The sequence below is a fragment of the Kribbella sp. NPDC006257 genome, from assembly GCF_040613535.1.
Classification (GTDB): Bacteria; Actinomycetota; Actinomycetes; order Propionibacteriales; family Kribbellaceae; genus Kribbella.
In genome coordinates, this window is the sequence record NZ_JBEXSJ010000008.1 from 216,371 (window position 1) to 234,771 (window position 18,401).

Genomic DNA, 18,401 nt, shown 5'->3' on the forward strand with positions numbered 1-18,401 from the left:
GACTGCTCAGGACACTAGATGTTTCTCGAACCAGTGGTGGGCGTAGGGCTCGTCGTTGAAAGCGGGCACCTCTACGTAGCCGGCGGCGCGGTAGAGGGCGATGGCTTCTTTGAGACTCTGGTTCGTTTCGAGCCGTAGTGCGGACGTGTTGTGGGCCTTGGCCTGCTTCTCGATCTCGGTCAGCAAGCGGCGACCGAGGCCCAGGCCGCGGACCTCCGGGGAAACCCACATCCGCTTCACCTCGGCCGGTTCGCCGGGATGCAGTTTCAGGCCTGCGCAGCCGACTGGCTCGGTGTGCAGCGTGGCGACGAGCAGCAGGCCGGCCGGCAAGGTCAGTTCGCCGACGTCGGCGGAGATCGTCCGGGCATGGTCGAACCCACCGTCGAACCGGCTGGCCAGCTCCTCGAAGTACCGCTGGATGCAGTACTGCGCCTCCGGCCGCCGCGGATCGACGATCTCGACCTGCACCGCCGAGGCGGTCAGCAGCCGCTCGACCTCGCCCATCGCCGTGACCAGCCGGTCCCGCTGCTGCGGACTGAGCGGTTCGAGGATCGACTCGGCCAGCTCGTCGGACCGCTGATCGAGCACCTCCCGCTCGGCAATCCCCTTCGGCGTCAGCCTCGCCGTCCGCACCCGCCCGTCGTCCCCGCTCTGCTCGACCTCAACCAACCCGTCGCTCTCCAGCCCCCTGAGCAGCCGGCTCAGATACCCCGAGTCGAGATCCAGCCGCGCCCGCAGCTCGCGCAGATCGCACCCCACCACACCGATCTCCCACAACACCCGCGCCTGCCCCAACCGACGGTCCCGCGACATATAGGCATCGTTCAGCGCCCCGATCCGCTGGGTCACCACCCGATTGAACCGCCGAACCTCCCCAACACCCATTCTCTGACTATAGTCAGAGAATCCTTGGCAGGACCAGATGACTCGACCCGACGGCACCGAAGGCGACCTCAGGTGGTTCGACCTGGCGACAGATCCTTCGACGTTGGAGATGCCGCCGACGGCTCAGCGCGCGCTCTCTCACTGGCTGACCGTCGGCCGGCACGACGACGCACTTCGGCTCATTCTCCCCTGACAGTTGGTTGGTTGACGGGAGCCGGCTTTCAGATGGGGAGGCAAGACCAGGTCGATGGCGTCGTGGCGGTGGTAGGGGTGCCAGTGGGTGAGGTGGGGGTGGACTAGCCAGCGGATGCGGGCGGTGGTGTCGGTGGAGGTGCCGGGGGCGGGCAACCAGTCGGTTGGGCCGGTGTGCAGGGTGCCGCCGGCTGCCTCGATCTGGGCGGCGGGGATCGAGTGGGGAGCGACGAAGAACCACCAGCGTCGGTGCAGTGGCGCCATCGCGGTCGGACAGGTTGCCTTGAGCAACTGGTTGAGGAGCGCACCGTACTTCGGGGGTAGGTCGACCACGTCGTACGAGTCGGTGATCAACGCGATCTCCCACGGGTGTTCGGCCCAGATCGCCTCCGCCTGCCGCACGCTCCGGACGACCGGGCCGACCAGGTGCGGATCGACACAGTCACCCCGCACGCACAGGCACACGCCGCCCCTCGGCACAGCGAGCGGCGCCACGGTCCACCCGTTCTCGACGTACCGCACCGCCCGCCGCCGAAGCCGCCTCCGCCAAGGGTTCCAATCACGCACGCTGGCCTACTGCGAAGAAGAGGGAGCTGCAGGCGACCAGGTCGGGGTAGCGGTCGGCCATCCGCGTACAGGCCAGTGCAGTCTGCAAGGGGTCCGGCTCGGCGATCGAAGGCGGCAGCGGCTGGTCCTTGAAGTGGGCGTCGATGGCGACCGTGAGCCAGCCGCCGGGGCCGGTGAGGCCGTGGACAGTGACCGCGCGGAGCCCGACGCCGGTCAGCTCGTTCCGGAGCTGGGCGACGGTGTGGTACGTCGTCTGCGCCATCCGCTCGTTGTCGGCACTGAACCCGCTGTCCAGGATCTCGCGGACGATCTTCTCCCGCTGCTGCAGCTTGTTCGCGAGCATCGAGCCGATCAGGTTCGCCGCCCGGTTGATCGCGATCACCGCGATGAACCCACCCGGCCGGACCACTCGCACAGCCTCCCGCAACGCCAGCCGCCGATCCGCGGCCTCGGGCAGGTGGTACATCGGCCCGGCCATCAGCACGGCGTCGAAGTGCTCGTTCTCCCACGGCAACCGCCGCGCATCCCCTTGTATTGCGTCGATCCCGGCCGCCCGCGCCTGGTCGACATGCCGCTCCACCGGATCGAGCAGCTCCACGTCGTACCCGCGGTGCTTCAGCCAACTGGCGTGTACGCCGGGCCCGCCACCGATGTCCCCGACCACCGCCGGCGGCTCCGGCAGATACCGCTCCAGCAGATCCTGCACCCGAGCAAGTTCCAATCGCCCCTTCAACGTCGAACCCAACCGGCCGGCCTCGTCATGCCGGGTCGTGTAATGCGTCTCAAGCTCCACAGAGGTCGTCATACAGTCGAGCCTCACGCCTACCCCACCTCCCGCGGCAGGGCAGATCACGGGGCAACCCGGGGCAGATCGCTGCGTCCACATCTGCCCCAGCTCCTGCGCTGGACAGCAGATAGGCCGAGGAGTAAGCCGCGCCGATCTGTCGACCTGGTGAGACGGTCAACGGTGGAGGCGCGCGATCAGTTGCGCCCCCTGCGGACTGTCCGGGTCAAGGATCACCGCCGGTGCGGGGTCCCTCAGGCCGAGGTAATCGTGATCTTGGACGACGATGACCCGGCGGTCGGTGAGCAGGGCGAACCCGATACCCCGTGAGATCGGAAGGTCGATCGCCCACATCGCCTTCAGTGGTCGCTCGTCAGGCTCCATGACCTCGACGAACGACCCAGCTCGCGCTGACCAACTTCTCTCCAGCGAGGCCAAGGTGCCCGTCGCCCGGTCCAGCACGTCGACGACCTCATTGACCCAGGCAAGGTGTTTCTGATGTGGTTCCGCCTCGTCATGGCGGCCGGTAGACACCAAGAGGTCGATCCAGTCGAAAAGCGTCGTCGGGTCATGCGGATTGCCGGCGAGTTTCTTCCGTCGGCGGTTCTCGACCTCGCCGAGTTCCTCCCGGAGGAGCCGCTCAGCCTCGTCGAGTTCACCCAGCCGGCAGAGTTTGCGAGCCACGGACACCCGGTTGGTCCAGCCACCATGCCGGGACTTGCCAATGTAGAGGTAAGCCTCTCGCAACACGTCAGGCTCCACGGCATATCGGACCACCAGGTCGGCTTGCCAGAGTTTGGACCAACTCGGCCGGAACCGCTGCCGCAGGCGCTTCAGAGCCTTCTCCGCCCACTCTGCAGCCCAGGACTCGTACCAGAGCGCGCTCTGTAACGTGGCTGGGGTTGCGCGATTCCCCTCCGTGCACGTGTCGATCACGCGGACATGCTTCTCACAGACCCCGAAGTCAGGGACAGTTCTGTAGTCGCGAAGGGCGACGGACACCGCCGCCGGAGCTTCGCAGACAGCGCACTGAGAGGCGAGCATCATCGATCGAACCACGGACAGAATGTCTGTAGGTCCCGGCTGACAGCTTCCGGCCAGCGGGCAGTACGTAGTACGGCTGGCAACGTCCGAAGAACCCGGAGGCTCTTCGGACGTTGGGAGCGCGAGCTCGAGGTCAGTCGAGGGGGCGGAGTTCGTCGGCGTAGGAGACGGAGACGCGGCGCAGCACGTTGTCCTTGACGGAGTACTGGCCCATCCGCCACAGCGGCGGGCTGTAGGCGTGGACGGTGACGCTGCCCTTGTCGAGGCCGACCACGCGGTGGATGTGGTCGGGGCCGAAGCCGTAGACGTCGCCGGCCTCGATCTCGGTCTCGACGGACTCGACGCCGATCGCCAGGTTGTGCTCGACGAGCTTGCCGCGGGCGACCGCGACCGCGCCGGAGGAGACGTCATGGTCGTGCCAGCCGGTGTCGTTGACCGGGGTCCAGCAGATCAGCCAGACGTCCACGTTGGCGTCGCGGTGCAGCGAGGCGAAGACGCGCTCCTCGTCGCTGTAGGCGACCTTGTCCTCCCACAGGTGCGGCTGCGCGGCGATCCCGCCGGCCAGCTCGGCCAGCTCGCTCGGTTCGAGATCACGTCCCGGAAGGTTGTCCAATGACAGACAGCCGTTGAGCTCCACGAGCCGGCTGGCCTGACGCGCGGGTACGACGGGTGCGTCGGAAACTTGCTGAACAGTCACTGCACTCCCCTCTCGGAGAAGACGCCGATCACTCGGCAGAGCTGGATGGGATGGTTCCCCGTACTACGAAGCGCGGGGTCTCCGGCCGTACTCCGGCCGGAAGGTCTGTGCTGGTTCATCGCTCGGCCGCCGCCGGATCGACGCCGTACAGCAGGCGATGCGGGTTGTTGTAGCGGATCACCGCGGTCGCGGCGGCACCTTGGCGGAGGTCGACCGTCCCGGCGTACGGGCGGTCGGTGCCGTGCACGACCTGGTCGATTCCGAGCACCCGGGCGACCGCGTCGATGCCCTGCGGTCCGTAGCTCGAGGTCTCGACGAAGAGATTCGGGTCGATGGTGCCGAGCCGCCCACCGCGCGCCGCGAGTCGCTCGTGGTGCACCGGCGCCAGGCCGGCCGCGGCGACGAAGCACAACCGCAGCGACGGGAAGGAGGCGCGCCCGCCGAAGGCATGCCAGGCCCACCAGGCCGCCTGCAGTTGAAGCGTGTAGTCGACCACCGGCGCCCACCACCCCGGCATCTCACCGGCCGGCGAGGCAGTACCGGGGTGAACGAGGATCGGCTTCCCGGCCCGCTCGGCCACGGCCAGCACTTCGCTGACCTCAGCCCAAGCAGCCGGCGTACCGAGCAGGTGTGCGGGCAACTGCAGTCCGATGAATCCCTTACCCAGAAGGGATTCCAAGCCTTCGAGATCCGGCGAGACCAGATCGACAGCGGCCCAGGCTTTGAAGGGCTCGGGCAGCGACGCCGCACCCTGATGCCAAGCGTCCAGCAGCAGCGCGTCACCGAGTTGCTCGATGCCGAGCGGGCTCGACAGCGACACGCCGACCAGCGAGGTCTGCGCGTCCTGCTCCAGCGCGACCCGCTTGCCGATCTCATGCGCCGCGGGATCGACCTCGTACGCCGGTTCGCCGGCCGTGTGCAGCGTCCAGCCGGCCAGATACGGCGGCTCGGTGCGAGCCCGGAGGCGGTCGACGAACTCGGTCGGCCACAGGTGCTGGTGGATGTCGATCACGCCGGTCACAGGCAGCCCTCCCGCTCGAGGTTGACTCGGTCAACACTGGATGTCAGCGCCACTTTGAAGCGCTTCAAGATGTCAGTAGTGAAGCGCTTCAAAGCCGTGGTTGTCAACCCCGTCCGCAGCCCGTAACCAGCAGCGCCCGGATTTTGTCCCCGCGGTGCCCTAGGGTCGAACCCATGTCCGGAACAGGCCGCAGGCCGACCCTCAAGGACATCGCGGCGGAGACCGGCCTCTCGATGGCGGCCGTCTCGTATGCGCTGCGAGGTCTGCAAGGAACGCCGGAGACGCAGGCGCGGGTGCAGGAAGCCGCCGAGCGTCTCGGCTACCAGGCCGACCCCGTGGCCCGCGCGCTCGCGTCCGGGCGGAGCGGCTCGATCGGCGTGCTCTGCGCGTCGCTGGAGGACCTCTGGCAGCAACGCCTCGCGGCCGCCCTCGGCCGCGAACTGCTCGCCCCCGACCGGAACGCCTGGATCATCGACTCGGCCGGCGACGCCGACCGCCAACTCCAGCTCGCCCAGCACCTGGTCGACCATCGCGCCGACGCCATCGTGGTGATCCCGATCGACCCGGGCGCCAAGGAGTGGGCCAAGATCGCTCAGCAGGCGGCCGTGATCGCGATCGGCGACGCGCTGCCGGCTGCGAAGGCGAAGTCCGAGGTCCTGTTCGACAACGAGGCCGGGGTCAGTACGGCGCTGCGCAGGCTGGCCGGGGCCGGTCACCGCAGCGTCGCCGTGCTCAGCCCGTCGCGCCGGTTCGAGGTGGAGCGGCCGGCCGAGGAGATCGCCCAGCGGATCGCGTTCGGGCTGAAGCTGAAGATCCGCATCGTCCCGTGCCCGCACGACCTGGCCGGCGCGACCGAGGTCGCCCGCACGGTGCTGACCAGCACGCCGCGGCCGACCGGCATCCTCGCGCTGGCGGATTCGATGGCCTTCGGCGTCTACGCGGCGAGCGCGGAGCTCGGCATCAAGCTCCCCGACGAGCTGTCCCTGCTCGGGTACGACGACCAGCCGATGTCCCAGCTGCTCTGTCCGCCGCTGTCCACCTTCCACTGGCCGCTCGACGAGCTGGTCGCCGACGTCGTCGCCCGCGTCACCTCGGCCGTCGACACGAACCGCCGGGTCCGCCGGACCACCGTGGAGCCGACCCTGATCGAGCGCGGTTCGGTCGCCGCCCCGCCCAGCCGGGCGTGACGACGACTTCCCCGTGACGGCATCCACCCCTCGAAACTAGACCAATTCAGTAGACTTAAAAGCCACTGTCCACTATTCGGTCAACCGCCCGCCACGTCAGGTTTCCGGAGGTGGGCGGCAAGCTCCGCCACGGTCCGTACGCCGTGGTCGAGGACGGCCGTGTAGATCTCGCTGCCGCCGATCTCGTCCGGGTAGCCGGGAGCCGAGTCCTTCAACTGCAGGATCGTCAGCTTCTGCTCCGGTGTGATGCCCTGCAGCCGGATGGCGTCCGGGACGTGCGGCCGGGTCACGGCGTGGAGCCAGAAGGTGAGGTCGACCTTCCACAGACCGGCCGGCCCGGCGTACCGGAGTACGGCGTAGAAGCGCTCGTCTGTGATTGCCGGGGTCGGGCGGCGGTCGGCGCGTTCGTCCCGGAAGTCGGCGGCGAGCAGGCCCGGGCGGCCCGCGATCAGCGCGACGCCGGCGAGCACCTCGGCCGCGGTCGCGTCCGGCGCGGTGAACATCAGGTCGAGGTCACGCCAGGCCATCAGGCCCGACCGGGCGCTGCCGATCAGCTCGGCCGTCCCGAAGGACGGGAACGCGGTCGCCAGGTCGAGGAGCTCCAGTACGTCGAGCGCTTCGGCCTGGAGCGCCTCGGCGCGGGCCAGGAGATCCATGCCGACGACGATAGGCGGCCGCGCCGGAGTACCTCCACCGGATTTCCCTCGACGGCCACCGGAAAAGGCAGGGGGAATCCTTCAAGAATGCGCGGCGCCCGGAAAGCCGCGCAATGATGCGAAAAACCGGTTTACCAACCGGCCGACCCATGACATTTGTCAGGGATGGAATCGCTGGCTTCGACCGGTCGCCCGGGGTGACGATCCGATCACCAATCAACGCCGGTTCCGCCCCCGACCGAGTTGGAACGGGACGGGCCTGCCCAGCTCGAGGAGTTCTGTTGAAGCAACGGATTCTCGTGTCCGCCCTGGGCGTCGGCGCACTAGCCGTCGCAGGACTGACCAGCCAGGCCGCCACCGCGGCACCTACGCCGTACACCGCCGGGAAGCACGCCGCACAGGTGTGCACGAACGCGACCGCACCACACACCGCCTCGTGTCACGCGCTCAAGCTCGTGGACGCCAAGGGCAAGTCGGTGACGTCCGCGAGCCCACCGGCCACCGGTCTCACCCCGACCGGCCTGCGGGACGCCTACAAGCTCAACGGGCTGAACGCGAACGGCCGCACGGTCGCGATCGTCGACGCCTACGGCTACCCGAACCTGGAGCGGGACCTCGGGGTCTACCGCAGCCAGTTCGGCCTGTCGGCGTGCACGATCGCCAATGGTTGCCTGCGCATCATCAGCCAGACCGGCGGCAGCTCGCTTCCCGCCTTCAACGTCGGCTGGGCCGGCGAGCAGGCGCTGGACGTCGACGCGGTCTCGGCCGCGGCGCCGGACGCCAAGATCGTTGTGGTGCAGGCGAAATCGGCCAGCTTCGCCGATCTCGGTGCGGCCGTGGTGACCGCCGCCAAGCAGCCTGGCGTGGTGGCGATCTCGAACAGCTACGGCGGCGGCGACGCCTCCGACGCGACGTACGGGACCTACTACAACCACCCGGGGATCGCCGTCACCGCATCGACCGGTGACGACGGCTACCAGGGCGGCAGCTACCCGGCGTCGTCGTCGTACACGACCGCTGTCGGCGGGACCTCGTTGGTGAGTGCCAGCAACAGCCGTGGCTGGTCGGAGAGCGTGTGGAGTGGCGCGGGTTCGGGCTGCTCGACGTACAACACCGCACTGAGCGCGGCCTCCACCTTCGGCACCGGTTGCTCGAAGCGGGCGATGGCCGACGTCTCCGCGGCGGCCGACCCGGGCAAGGGCGGGATGGCGATCTACTACCCGACCAGCAGGACCGCGTCGACCTGGGCACAGTTCGGTGGCACGAGTGAGGCCGCCCCGATCATTGCCTCGGTGTACGCGCTGTCGGGCAACACGGCCGGCTACGCGAACGCGCTTCCGTACGCGCACACCAGCTCGTTGTTCGATGTCACCACCGGCTCCAACGGCAGCTGCCCCACCACCCAGTGGTGCAACGCCCGCACAGGGTGGGACGGCCCGACCGGCCTCGGTACGCCGAACGGCGCAGGCGCCTTCTGATCCGCTAGGTCCGGTAGCCGACGGCGCAGAGATAGTTGCCGTCGGCTACTGGCACGCCCGGGAGCCGACACTCTTCGCAGCCGACTGATTGCTGTCTGCGATATTCGTCGTCGCTCGCAGTACCAGCGCATATACGAAGGACAACCCTCGTCTGCGTGCTATTCCCGGAATAGCCCTTCCCCGCGCGGAATTGCAGGCTTAAGGTCACACCGGACGGATCGTGGAGGGCGATTCGCAAACACAACTTCATGGAGCGTTTGTGACCACATCACGCAGGGGGCGGGGGCTTCTGGCAGTCACCGCTGTCTCAGCCACCACCGTGCTGGCGATGACCGCCACCGGTGCACTGGCGGCACCATCCGCCAAGCCGGGGCCGGACTCGTCGAAACAGACCAGTCAGTCCGACAAGAAGGCCGCCAAGGAACGCAAGGGCAACTACGACGCACGGACCCCCAGCGACCGGGTCGACTATGCGAACGCCGCCAGGACGATGGCCAAGCAGGGCGCCGCGCAGCAGAAGTTCCGCGACTCGCTCGGCAGCCAGGGCGTCGTGTCGGTGGACCAGGTGACCGGTACGCCGAAGCAGGTGGCGAAGCTGAACGGCTTCCTCACCGGCCCGAGCAACAAGCCCGCTGCCAAGGTCGCGCTGGACTACATCCGGGCCCACCCGGAGATCTTCCACCTCTCCGAGCAGGACCTGCAGACGCTCCGGCTCCGCAAGGACTACAAGGACGTCGTCGGCACCCACCACGTCTCGTGGGAGCAGGTCGTCGGCGGCGTACCGCTGTTCGGCAACGGCCTGCAGGCCAACGTCACCAAGAAGGGCCAGCTGATCTCGATCCAGGGCTCGCCGGTGGCAGGCCTGAACGGGCTGGCCGCGAGCCGCTCGGCCGGTCCGGCGGTCTCCGCCGACTCCGCCCGGGGCAAGGCCGCCGCCGACGTCGACGGCAAGACCGCCGCCGTCAAGGGCACGGCCAAGGGCAACGTGAAGAACTGGACCAACGGCGACCAGGCCAAGCTGGTCTGGTTCTACACCGCCGACGGTCTGCGCAAGGGCTGGGCGACCTACACCCAGGCCGGCGACTCCCTCAACTACACCCACGTCATCGACGCCCAGTCTGGGGCGGTGTTGTTCCGTCGCGACCTGACCGACGAGGCCAACGGCGACGCACTGGTCCAGGAGAACTACCCGGGTGCTCCCCGCGGTGGCCAGCAGCACGTGGTGAACCTGTTCCAGCGGGGCTTCCTGCTGAAGGGCGCCACCACGCTGGACGGCACCTCGGTGCACGCCTTCGCGGACGTCAACGACGACAACGTCGCCAACGCCGGCGAGAGCGTCAAGGTGCCTGGCACGAAGAGCGGCGCGGAGTACGTGCTGAAGTCGTTCAACAAGAACAACTCCAGCAAGCTGTGCTCGACCGCGTTCATCTGCACCTGGGACCCCGCCAAGCCGGACTCCTGGAAGGCGAACAAGAACCAGGACGTCACCAACGCCTTCTACCTGGCCAGCAACTTCCACGACTGGCTGGAGAAGAAGCCGATCGGCTTCACCCCGGCGGCCGGCAACTTCGAGGCCGAGGGCGGCGACCCGGTCAGCCTGAACGCGCTCGACGGCGCGGCGACGGACCCCAACGGCGGCCCGGACGTCAACCACCTCGACAACGCGAACATGAACACCCCGCCGGACGGCCTGTCGCCGACGATGCAGATGTACCTGTGGCACACGCCGGGCGCGGACGACACCCAGGACGCCTTCGTCCCCAGCAGCGGTGCGAACGACGCCAGCATCCTGTACCACGAGTACACCCACGGTCTGTCCAACCGGCTGGTCGTCGACGCCTCCGGCAACTCGACGCTGAACAGCATCCAGGCCGGTTCGATGGGTGAGGCGTGGAGCGACTTCTACGCGATGGACTACCTGGTCACCAACGGCCTGGAGAAGGACACCGGCAAGGACGGCGAGGTCCTCGAGGGCAAGTACGTCTCGTTCGGCGCCCTCTTCCGGACCGAGGCGATGGACTGCTCGGTCGGCTCCACCAACGCCAACTGCGTCGGGATCGACGGCTCGCAGGGCGGCTACACCTACGGCGACTTCCCGACCATCGGCGGCGCACCCGAGGTGCACGCGTCCGGTGAGGTCTGGGCCCAGACGCTGTGGGACATCCGCAAGAAGCTCGGCCGTACCGCCGCGCTGTCGGACATCACCCGCGGGATGGAGCTGTCCCCGGCCGACCCGTCGATGCTCGACATGCGCAACGCGATCCTGCAGGCCGACCTGGTCGCCTTCGGTGGCGCGCACCAGAAGGACCTCTGGAAGATCTTCGCCAACCGCGGCATGGGCTGGTTCGCCGGCGCCACCAACGCGGGCGACTCGCTGCCGGCCGAGGACTTCCACGTCCCGCCGACCGGTAAGACCGCCTCGGTGACCGGCACCGTGATCGACAAGGACACCAACGCCGGCGTGAACGGCGCGCTGGTCTTCATCGCCGGTCACGACTCGGGCTTCGGCGGCGACTACACCGCCGTCACCGACGCCCAGGGCAAGTACACGATCTCCGGGGTCTTCCCGGGCACCTACCCGAAGTTCGTCGTCGCGGGCAAGGGCTACGAGATCCTGAACCAGTCCGTCACCGTCTCCGGCAGCGGCACCACGGCGAACTTCTCGCCGCGGCGCAACTGGGCCTCGGCCTCCGGCGGCGGCACGATCAAGGCGTTCAACGGTCCGGACTTCAGCCCGCAGTGTGGGCCGGGCTTCGCGATCGACTCCAGCCAGGGCACCGGCTGGGGCAGCACGACCGGTAACAACGCCGGTGACCCGACCAACGTGATGATCCCGAAGAACATCGACATCGCGCTCCCGTCGGCCATCACCGTGACCAAGTTCTCGGTCGACCCGTCGAACACCTGCGGCGACCCGGGCAGCGCCTCGACCGGTAAGTACCGGATCGAGACCTCGGTCGACGGCACCACCTGGGCCACCGCCCAGGAGGGCGAGTTCACCGCCGCCAACCGCGGCAAGTACACCGAGCTCGCCCCGAGCGGCAACGCGACCGGCATCAAGTTCGTCCGGTTCGTGATGCTCAGCCCGCAGGTCCCCGACTTCGCGAACAACTGTCCGCTGGGTGCCTACGGCGGCTGCAAGTTCACCGACATGTCGGAGATCCAGGTCTTCGGCACCAAGTAGCAGCAAACCCGAAGGGCCGGTCGAGTTCACGCTCGGTCGGCCCTTCGGCTTGTTCGTGGCAGCTTCGGTGGGTCCCCGGACAGAGTGAAACAGGACACGCAGGCGTGATGAGGCCCTCACCGACATGACTGACCGGTAACCAACCAATAACATCGCTGGTATGCAGATCCTCGCCATCGTCGTCTCGCTCGCGATCGCCGCCGTCGGTGTCGCGCTGTTCGGCAAGACGATCGGGCACATGGTGTCCGTGATCAAACTCGGTCAGCCGGTCAGCCGGACCGACCAGCCCGGGAAGCGCACGGCGACCCTGGCCAAGGAGTCGTTGCTGCACACCCGGATGCTGCAGTGGAGCCACATCGGCATCCTGCACTGGTTCGTGGCGTTCGGCTTCATCGGGCTGTTCCTCAGCCTGGTGACCGCGTTCGGGCAGCTGTTCTCCGCGCACTGGGTGCTACCGGTCATCGGCCACTGGTTCGTCTTCGAGTGGGTCAGCGAGTTCCTGTCCTGGACCGGCCTGGTCTCGATCATCGGGCTGATGGCGATCCGGCTGAAGAACCTGCCGCGCGGGGAGAAGGGCCGGTACAGCCGGTTCTTCGGCTCACGCGCCTGGCAGGCGTACTACGTGGAGTACACGATCCTCGGCGTACTGATCTGCATCCTGTTGCTGCGCGGACTGGAATACGAGCTGACCGGCGCTTCGAAGTTCCACTTCCCGTCGACGTTCTTCATCGGCACCGGGCTGTTCGGCGGACTGTCCGAGCACGGGCTGGAGAACGCGATCTACCTGGTCGCGATGGTCAAGATCCTGATCTCGTTCGCCTGGATGATCACCATCTCGCTGAACGCCACGATGGGCGTCGCCTGGCACCGGTTCACCGCCTGGCCGAACATCTGGTTCAAGCGCAAGGCCGATGGCGGTACGGCGCTGGGCGCGCTGCAGCCGATCATGATCAAGGGCGAGCCGATCGACTTCGAGAACATCGAGGAGCTCGACGAGGACGCGGCGCTCGGGGTCGGCAAGATCGAGGACTTCACCTGGAAGGGCCTGCTCGACTTCACCACCTGTACCGAGTGCGGCCGCTGCCAGTCGCAGTGCCCGGCCTGGAACACGGAGAAGCCACTGTCGCCCAAGCTGGTGGTGATGAACCTGCGCGAGCACGCGTACGCCAAAGCGCCGTACCTGCTGGCCTCGTCGGACGAAGAGCGTCAGTCGCTTCCGGACCTGGTGAAGGCCGAGGTCGAGCGCCCGCTGGTCGGGTCGCCTGATGTCGCCGTGATCGACGAAGAGGCGTTGTGGGCCTGTACGTCGTGTGGCGCGTGTGTGCAGCAATGCCCGGTCGACATCGAGCACGTGGACGCGATCATGGACATGCGGCGCTACCAGGTGCTGATCGAGTCGTCGTTCCCGTCCGAGCTCAACGGACTCTTCAAGGGCCTGGAGAACAAGGGCAATCCGTGGAACATGAACCCGTCCGGCCGGATGGACTGGGCCAAGGACCTGCCGTTCGAGGTGAAGCAGGTCGGTACGGACGTGGAGACGCTGGCCGAGGTGGAGTACCTGTTCTGGGTGGGCTGCGCGGGTGCTTTCGAGGATCGCGCCAAGAAGACCACCCAGGCCGTCGCTGAGTTGCTGAACATCGCGGGTGTCTCGTTCGCCGTACTGGGCGATGGTGAGACGTGCACCGGTGATCCTGCCCGGCGGGCCGGCAACGAGTTCGTCTTCCAGCAGCTGGCGATGCAGAACGCCGAGGTGTTCAAGGAGACCGGCGCGAAGAAGGTCGTCTCCACCTGCGCCCACTGCTTCAACACGCTGAAGAACGAGTACTCCCAGCTCGGCGTCGAACTGGACGTCATCCACCACACCCAGCTGCTGAACCGGCTCGTCCGCGAAGGCAAGCTGACTCCGGTCGCCCCGACCGACAGCGCGCTGAACGGTCAGAAGATCACCTACCACGACCCGTGCTACCTGGGCCGGCACAACCAGGTGTACGACGCCCCGCGGGAGCTGCTCGACATCATCCCGGGCGCGGAATTCGCCGAGATGCCGCGGAACCAGACCAAGTCGTTCTGCTGCGGCGCTGGTGGCGCGCGGATGTGGATGGAGGAGAAGACCGGCAGCCGGATCAACCTGAACCGGACCGACGAGGCGGTTGCGACCGGCGCGGACAAGATCGCCACTGGCTGCCCGTTCTGCCGGGTGATGCTGTCCGACGGGCTCACCGCGAAGCAGGCGGACGGCTCGGCTCGAGAGTCCGTCGAGGTCCAGGACGTCGCCCAGCTTCTGCTCACTTCGGTCAAGCGCGGCAGCTAGCCTTCCTTTACCAAGAGCTTTCATTCTAATCTGCAGCTTGCTGCAAAACCCCTTCCTGTTGACCTGTCCCAGCCCGTAAGATCCAGCGGCTCGGGGTCCACTAGGAAGGGTTTTTGCTGTGAGGTTGAGTACTCGGCTGGCTACGGCCGCCATCGCCGTCCCGTTGTCGCTCGGGCTGGCCGCCTGCGGGGGCGCAGACAAGAAGGAAGCCACCGGCACCGCGCCGACCACGGCGACCAGTTCGACGCCGACCGCCCCGGCCACCACCGCGCCGCCGAAGGTCGCGCAGGTCGTGGCCCTGAACCGCGCGACGTTCACGCCGGCGATGAAGGCGGCGCTCGCCAAGCAGAAGACCTGGCGTACCAACGCCGTCATGACGGTCGGCGGCGAGACGCTGATGACGATGTCCGGCTACCAGCAGACGCAGCCGACTGCGATGACGATGCAGATGTCCGGCGCGGCCTTCAAGGGCAAGACGGCCAAGCTCGTCCTGGTCAAGAACGCCATGTACATGTCGATCCCGGGCTCCACGCCGGCCGGTAAGTACGTCAAGATCGACCTGTCCGGCGGCGGCAAGAACGACATCAGCTCGCTGCTGGACAGCGCCGACCCGACCAAGTCGTTCAAGGCGTTCGACAAGGGCGTGCGCAGCGTGAAGCTGCTCGGCTCCGAGACGATCGGCGGGGTGAAGCTCGACAAGTACGAGGTCACCGTCGACGCCGCACAGCTCTTGGCGCAGCAGGGCAAGAAGCTCCCCGCCGGCGCCCCGAAGACGCTGCCCTTCACGATCTGGATGGACGCCGCCCACGTCGTCCACAAGATGTCCTTCGACCTCCAGGGCGTCAGCATGGTGATGACCATGACCGAGTACAACAAGCCGGTCACCATCACCGCCCCGCCGTCGAGCAAGATCGTCGCCACCCGCTGACCCACCGTCTCGAAAGGCAATTGTGAGGCTTCGTACTCGGGTGGCAGCTGCTGCCCTGGCGGTGCCGTTGACGCTCGGACTGGGCGCGTGTGGGGACACGACGGACAGCAGCCACCAGCCGTCGGCATCTGGCGGGAGGACCAGCACCGCGCCGCTCAAGGCAGCACCGCCGATCCGGCTGACCAGCGCCACCTTCATGCCGGCGCTGAACTCGGCGAACAAGAAGGTCAACTCCGTCGAGGCGACCGCTCGGGTCTCGGCCGCCGGTCAGCTGATGACGATGAAGCTCGCGCTGACCGTCAAGCCGTACACGATGAAACTGGACATGAGCAGCCCGGACGGCCGGATGCAGCTACTGCTCGTCAAGAGCACTATGTATGTGTCCGCTCCGGGCGCCACACCTACCGGCAAGTTCCTGAAGGTCGATCTGAAGGCCAGCAAGGATCCCGGGCTCCGAGCGCTGGCCGGCATGCTCGACAACGTCGACCCGACCAAGATGTACAAGGCCTGGAACAAGGGCGGCATCAAGGTCAAGTTCGTCAAGAGCGAGCAGATCGGCTATCGCAAGGTCGATCGCTACCTGATGAGCATCGACACCACCAAGGTGCTCCCCAGCGCGCCGAAGGGCCTACCGAAAACGATCAGCTACAACGTCTGGCTGGGCCCCGACCACCTGCCGTACAAGATGTCCTTCGCCCTCTCCGGCGTCGACGTCCAGATCACCATGACCGGCTACAACACCATCACCCCCTTCACCGCCCCACCCCCAAACAAACTCGACAAACAACGCTGACGCCCGACTCCTCTCCCATTTACGGTCTCAACTCTCGCCGCCCCGTCCGACGGCACGGCGAGTCGAGACGGTAGGTGGGATCTCTCGGGGCGGGTCGAGCCGGGAGGTGACGGCGGCCTCGCGATGGACTTGGCGCGGAGGAGGCCGGCGGGGGGCTCCGGCGGGGGCGGGGGGGTGCGGTTAGTGGAGGTAGGAGGCGCCGTTGAAGTCCAGGACAGCGCCGGTGGACCAGGTGGCGGCTGGGGAAGCTAGCCAGAGGATGGCGTTGGCGACCTCTTCGGCGGTGGCGACGCGGCCGTAGGGGCTCTGGGCGCGGATCGGGTCGCCGGCCGGGCCTGCGAGCAGTTGCGCGGTCATGTCGGTGGCGATGAAACCGGGCGCGATTGACGTCACGGTGATGTCATGTGGCGCCAACGACACCGCCAGCGACTGCCCGAGCGCGTGCAGACCAGCCTTGGAGGCCCCGTACGCCGGTACGTCGGGCTCGCCGCGGTAGGCACCACGCGATCCGACGTTGACGATCGCACCTCTTTTGACGCCATCCGGCGGAGCCACCTCCAGCATCTGCCGGGCCACGCACCAGGTGAGGTGAGCGGCCCCTTCGAGGTTGATCGCGAGCGTCTTGCGCCAGGCGGCGACCCACTCCTCGTACGACGTCTCCGCGAGCGGATGCCCGATCCGGCGCGACCCGCCGACGGGCTCCTCGACGTACAGGGCGGCGTTGTTCACCAAGACGTCGATCCGCCCGAGCACAGCGGCCGATTCCTCAACCAGGGAAGGGATTCCGGCCGCATCGGCGAGATCGGCGACAACCACCGCATGCCCCTCACCAGGCAACCCGGCCAGTACTGCGTCGGCCTCGTCGACCGCACCTCGGCAATGCAGGACGACCCGATCACCGGCGGCCGCGAACGCCCTCGCCGCGGCAGCTCCGACGCCTCGCGACGCCCCGGTGACAAGTACTCCTCTGGACACACTCACGGCTGACTCCTCAGGCTCGATGTATCCCCATTCTGCCGCACCCTGGCGGCATCGTGGCGGCGCGGTGACATCAGAAGGGGTTGACAGTGACGTCATGGTGACGTCACTATTGCGTCATGGAACTTGACCACTACCTCGAGTCGGTCCGCCGTAGCGTGGAGAACGCCACCGCCCTGGCCGACGACCAAACTCGCTCCGTGGCCCAGCGCCTCGGTGCCACGCTGGATGACGCGGGCCGGCTGGCCCTCATCTCAGCCCTGTCCGACGCCGCCGGTGAGATCAGCCGCGAGCTGTCCCCCGGTTCGGTCGAGCTGCGGATGGCCGGTGGCCGTCCGGAGTTCGTGGTGACGCCGGCCCCCAGCCAGCTGACCAGCTCCGACGACGACCTGGACGACGAGACCGCCGACCGCGCGGCCGTCGCCGAGGAGATCGCCCTGGACGCCGACGAGCCGACCGCCCGGATCACCCTGCGGCTGCCGGTCTCGGTCAAGAACAAGGTGGACGAGGCCGCCGCGACCGAGGGCATCTCCTCGAACGCGTGGCTGATGCGCACCGTGATGACCGCCTTGACCGGTGGCGCGCACTACGGCCGGCCCCCGCGGCCGCCCCGCCCGCCGCGGGCCGGGTTCTTCGGACCCGACGGACCGCTCGGCCCGGATGGACCGCTCGGACCCGACGGCGTGTTCGGCCCGGAGGGCGTGTTCGGACCCGACGGCGTCTTCGGCCCGGACGGCGTCTTCGGCGACAAGCGCGGTGACCGCGACCAGCGGCGATCCGAGCGCAACGCCCGCCGGGACAGGAAAGAGCAAGGACGCCGCGGTGGACGCGGGCCGGGACAACAGATGAACGGGTGGGCACAGTGAGCGACCACAGCAGCACTCAGCTGATCGGCGAGCCGGGCGAGATCGACCGGGTCCGGATCGAGATCGGCGCCGGCCTGGTCGAGATCCACCCGACCGACGGCGAGCAGACCCGGGTGGACCTGGAGGTCGACGGCGACGAGGCCGACAGCGTGCGGTGCGACATCGTCAACGGCGAGCTCGTCATCGAAGGGCCGAAGAACCTGCGCCGCGGCCCGGAGATCCACGTCCGGATCCAGGCCCCGGGCCTGCTGCCGGCCCGGATCCAGACCGGCTCGGCCGACATCATCGCCACCACGCCGCTGGGTGAGTCCCGGGTGGCGACCGGGTCCGGCGAGATCCAGCTCGACCGGGTCGAGGGCAGCCTGGGCGCGAACACCGGCAGCGGCGACATCCGGGTGCGGTCCGCCGCCGGCCCGGTCCGCGCCAAGACCGGTTCGGGCGCTATCGACATCGGCGAGGCGAGCGACCTGCTCGGCCTGAGCACCGGGTCCGGCGACGTCCGGGTCGGCGACGCGGCCGGCCCGGCCACCGTCAAGGTCGGCTCGGGTGACATCACCATCGAGCGGATCCGCGACCACTCGGTCGCCACCTCCGGCTCCGGCGACGTCACGGTCGAGCTCGCCGACGGGCCGAGCGTGCGGGCCGAGACCGCCCGCGGCGACGTGCACATCGGCGTACCGGACGGCGTACCGACCTATCTGGATCTGAAGACGGTCACCGGCCACATCCGGTGCGACCTCGAGGCCACCCAACGGCCGGCCGAGGGCGAGCGCTCGCTGATGCTCCGGGCCCGCACCGTCACCGGCGACATCACCGTCGTCCGGGTCTGA

The 18,401-nt window shown here is 68.0% G+C and carries 16 protein-coding genes; 8 read left to right on the forward strand and 8 right to left on the reverse strand.

The genetic code is table 11. The annotated features are described in order from the left end of the window. Window positions 1-6 precede the first annotated feature (6 nt). From ABZ004_RS12855 to ABZ004_RS12880, 6 genes are all read right to left on the reverse strand, one after another. Window positions 7-885, reverse strand: coding sequence for a MarR family winged helix-turn-helix transcriptional regulator (locus ABZ004_RS12855; RefSeq protein WP_355679986.1), 879 nt, complete (start codon window positions 883-885; stop codon window positions 7-9). Window positions 886-1,023: 138 nt separating this feature from the next. Beyond that, window positions 1,024-1,530 carry a hypothetical protein gene (locus ABZ004_RS12860; RefSeq protein ID WP_355679987.1) on the reverse strand — a complete coding sequence of 169 codons (507 nt, stop codon included), beginning with the start codon at window positions 1,528-1,530 and terminating at the stop codon, window positions 1,024-1,026. A gap of 106 nt (window positions 1,531-1,636) precedes the next feature. Beyond that, the gene (locus tag ABZ004_RS12865; protein ID WP_355679988.1) at window positions 1,637-2,449 is read right to left on the reverse strand and encodes a class I SAM-dependent methyltransferase; all 813 of its coding nucleotides are present in this window, start codon (window positions 2,447-2,449) and stop codon (window positions 1,637-1,639) included. A gap of 156 nt (window positions 2,450-2,605) precedes the next feature. Continuing rightward, complete coding sequence (locus tag ABZ004_RS12870) at window positions 2,606-3,364, reverse strand: hypothetical protein (protein ID WP_355679989.1); 759 nt, start codon at window positions 3,362-3,364, stop codon at window positions 2,606-2,608. 241 nt (window positions 3,365-3,605) lie between these two features. Next, entirely contained in the window at window positions 3,606-4,169 is a 564-nt protein-coding gene (locus tag ABZ004_RS12875; RefSeq protein ID WP_355679990.1) for a cysteine dioxygenase family protein, read from the reverse strand. A gap of 115 nt (window positions 4,170-4,284) precedes the next feature. Further along, window positions 4,285-5,190 carry an amidohydrolase family protein gene (locus ABZ004_RS12880; RefSeq protein WP_355679991.1) on the reverse strand — a complete coding sequence of 302 codons (906 nt, stop codon included), beginning with the start codon at window positions 5,188-5,190 and terminating at the stop codon, window positions 4,285-4,287. 173 nt (window positions 5,191-5,363) lie between these two features. Between ABZ004_RS12880 and ABZ004_RS12885 the strand changes: the two genes are divergently transcribed. Further along, window positions 5,364-6,377, forward strand: coding sequence for a LacI family DNA-binding transcriptional regulator (locus tag ABZ004_RS12885; RefSeq protein ID WP_355679992.1), 1,014 nt, complete (start codon window positions 5,364-5,366; stop codon window positions 6,375-6,377). An 80-nt stretch (window positions 6,378-6,457) separates the two neighbouring features. Here ABZ004_RS12885 and ABZ004_RS12890 read toward each other — a convergent pair whose 3' ends face one another. Then, window positions 6,458-7,033: a hypothetical protein gene (locus tag ABZ004_RS12890; protein ID WP_355679993.1), complete on the reverse strand. Its 576-nt coding sequence runs from the start codon at window positions 7,031-7,033 to the stop codon at window positions 6,458-6,460. 281 nt (window positions 7,034-7,314) lie between these two features. Here ABZ004_RS12890 and ABZ004_RS12895 point away from each other — a divergent pair, with 281 nt between their 5' ends. From ABZ004_RS12895 to ABZ004_RS12915, 5 genes are all read left to right on the forward strand, one after another. Then, the gene (locus ABZ004_RS12895; RefSeq protein ID WP_355679994.1) at window positions 7,315-8,511 is read left to right on the forward strand and encodes a hypothetical protein; all 1,197 of its coding nucleotides are present in this window, start codon (window positions 7,315-7,317) and stop codon (window positions 8,509-8,511) included. Window positions 8,512-8,770: 259 nt separating this feature from the next. Further along, window positions 8,771-11,695 carry a M36 family metallopeptidase gene (locus ABZ004_RS12900; RefSeq protein ID WP_355679995.1) on the forward strand — a complete coding sequence of 975 codons (2,925 nt, stop codon included), beginning with the start codon at window positions 8,771-8,773 and terminating at the stop codon, window positions 11,693-11,695. Between the two features lie 160 nt (window positions 11,696-11,855). Beyond that, window positions 11,856-14,006, forward strand: coding sequence for a (Fe-S)-binding protein (locus tag ABZ004_RS12905; RefSeq protein ID WP_355679996.1), 2,151 nt, complete (start codon window positions 11,856-11,858; stop codon window positions 14,004-14,006). Between the two features lie 118 nt (window positions 14,007-14,124). Beyond that, window positions 14,125-14,934: an LppX_LprAFG lipoprotein gene (locus tag ABZ004_RS12910; protein ID WP_355679997.1), complete on the forward strand. Its 810-nt coding sequence runs from the start codon at window positions 14,125-14,127 to the stop codon at window positions 14,932-14,934. Between the two features lie 40 nt (window positions 14,935-14,974). Continuing rightward, window positions 14,975-15,727 (forward strand): hypothetical protein, encoded by a 753-nt coding sequence (locus tag ABZ004_RS12915; protein ID WP_355679998.1) that lies wholly within the window; start codon window positions 14,975-14,977, stop codon window positions 15,725-15,727. Window positions 15,728-15,907: 180 nt separating this feature from the next. Here the strand turns inward: ABZ004_RS12915 and ABZ004_RS12920 are convergent, their stop codons facing one another. Further along, a complete protein-coding gene (locus ABZ004_RS12920) occupies window positions 15,908-16,708 on the reverse strand; it encodes an SDR family oxidoreductase (RefSeq protein WP_355679999.1) in 801 nt (266 codons plus the stop codon). 116 nt (window positions 16,709-16,824) lie between these two features. Between ABZ004_RS12920 and ABZ004_RS12925 the strand changes: the two genes are divergently transcribed. Next, window positions 16,825-17,571 carry a hypothetical protein gene (locus ABZ004_RS12925; protein ID WP_355680000.1) on the forward strand — a complete coding sequence of 249 codons (747 nt, stop codon included), beginning with the start codon at window positions 16,825-16,827 and terminating at the stop codon, window positions 17,569-17,571. After that, window positions 17,568-18,401: a DUF4097 family beta strand repeat-containing protein gene (locus ABZ004_RS12930; protein WP_355680001.1), complete on the forward strand. Its 834-nt coding sequence runs from the start codon at window positions 17,568-17,570 to the stop codon at window positions 18,399-18,401. Before ABZ004_RS12925 ends, ABZ004_RS12930 begins: the two co-directional genes overlap by 4 nt.

Excerpts from the sequence above, each read along its gene's own strand:
- ABZ004_RS12855 (WP_355679986.1), bottom strand. The coding sequence starts at position 885 with ATGGGTGTTGGGGAGGTTCGGCGGTTCAATCGGGTGGTGACCCAGCGG.
- ABZ004_RS12865 (WP_355679988.1), bottom strand. The coding sequence starts at position 2,449 with ATGACGACCTCTGTGGAGCTTGAGACGCATTACACGACCCGGCATGAC.
- ABZ004_RS12885 (WP_355679992.1), top strand. The coding sequence starts at position 5,364 with ATGTCCGGAACAGGCCGCAGGCCGACCCTCAAGGACATCGCGGCGGAG.
- ABZ004_RS12890 (WP_355679993.1), bottom strand. The coding sequence starts at position 7,033 with ATGGATCTCCTGGCCCGCGCCGAGGCGCTCCAGGCCGAAGCGCTCGAC.
- ABZ004_RS12905 (WP_355679996.1), top strand. The coding sequence starts at position 11,856 with ATGCAGATCCTCGCCATCGTCGTCTCGCTCGCGATCGCCGCCGTCGGT.
- ABZ004_RS12925 (WP_355680000.1), top strand. The coding sequence starts at position 16,825 with ATGGAACTTGACCACTACCTCGAGTCGGTCCGCCGTAGCGTGGAGAAC.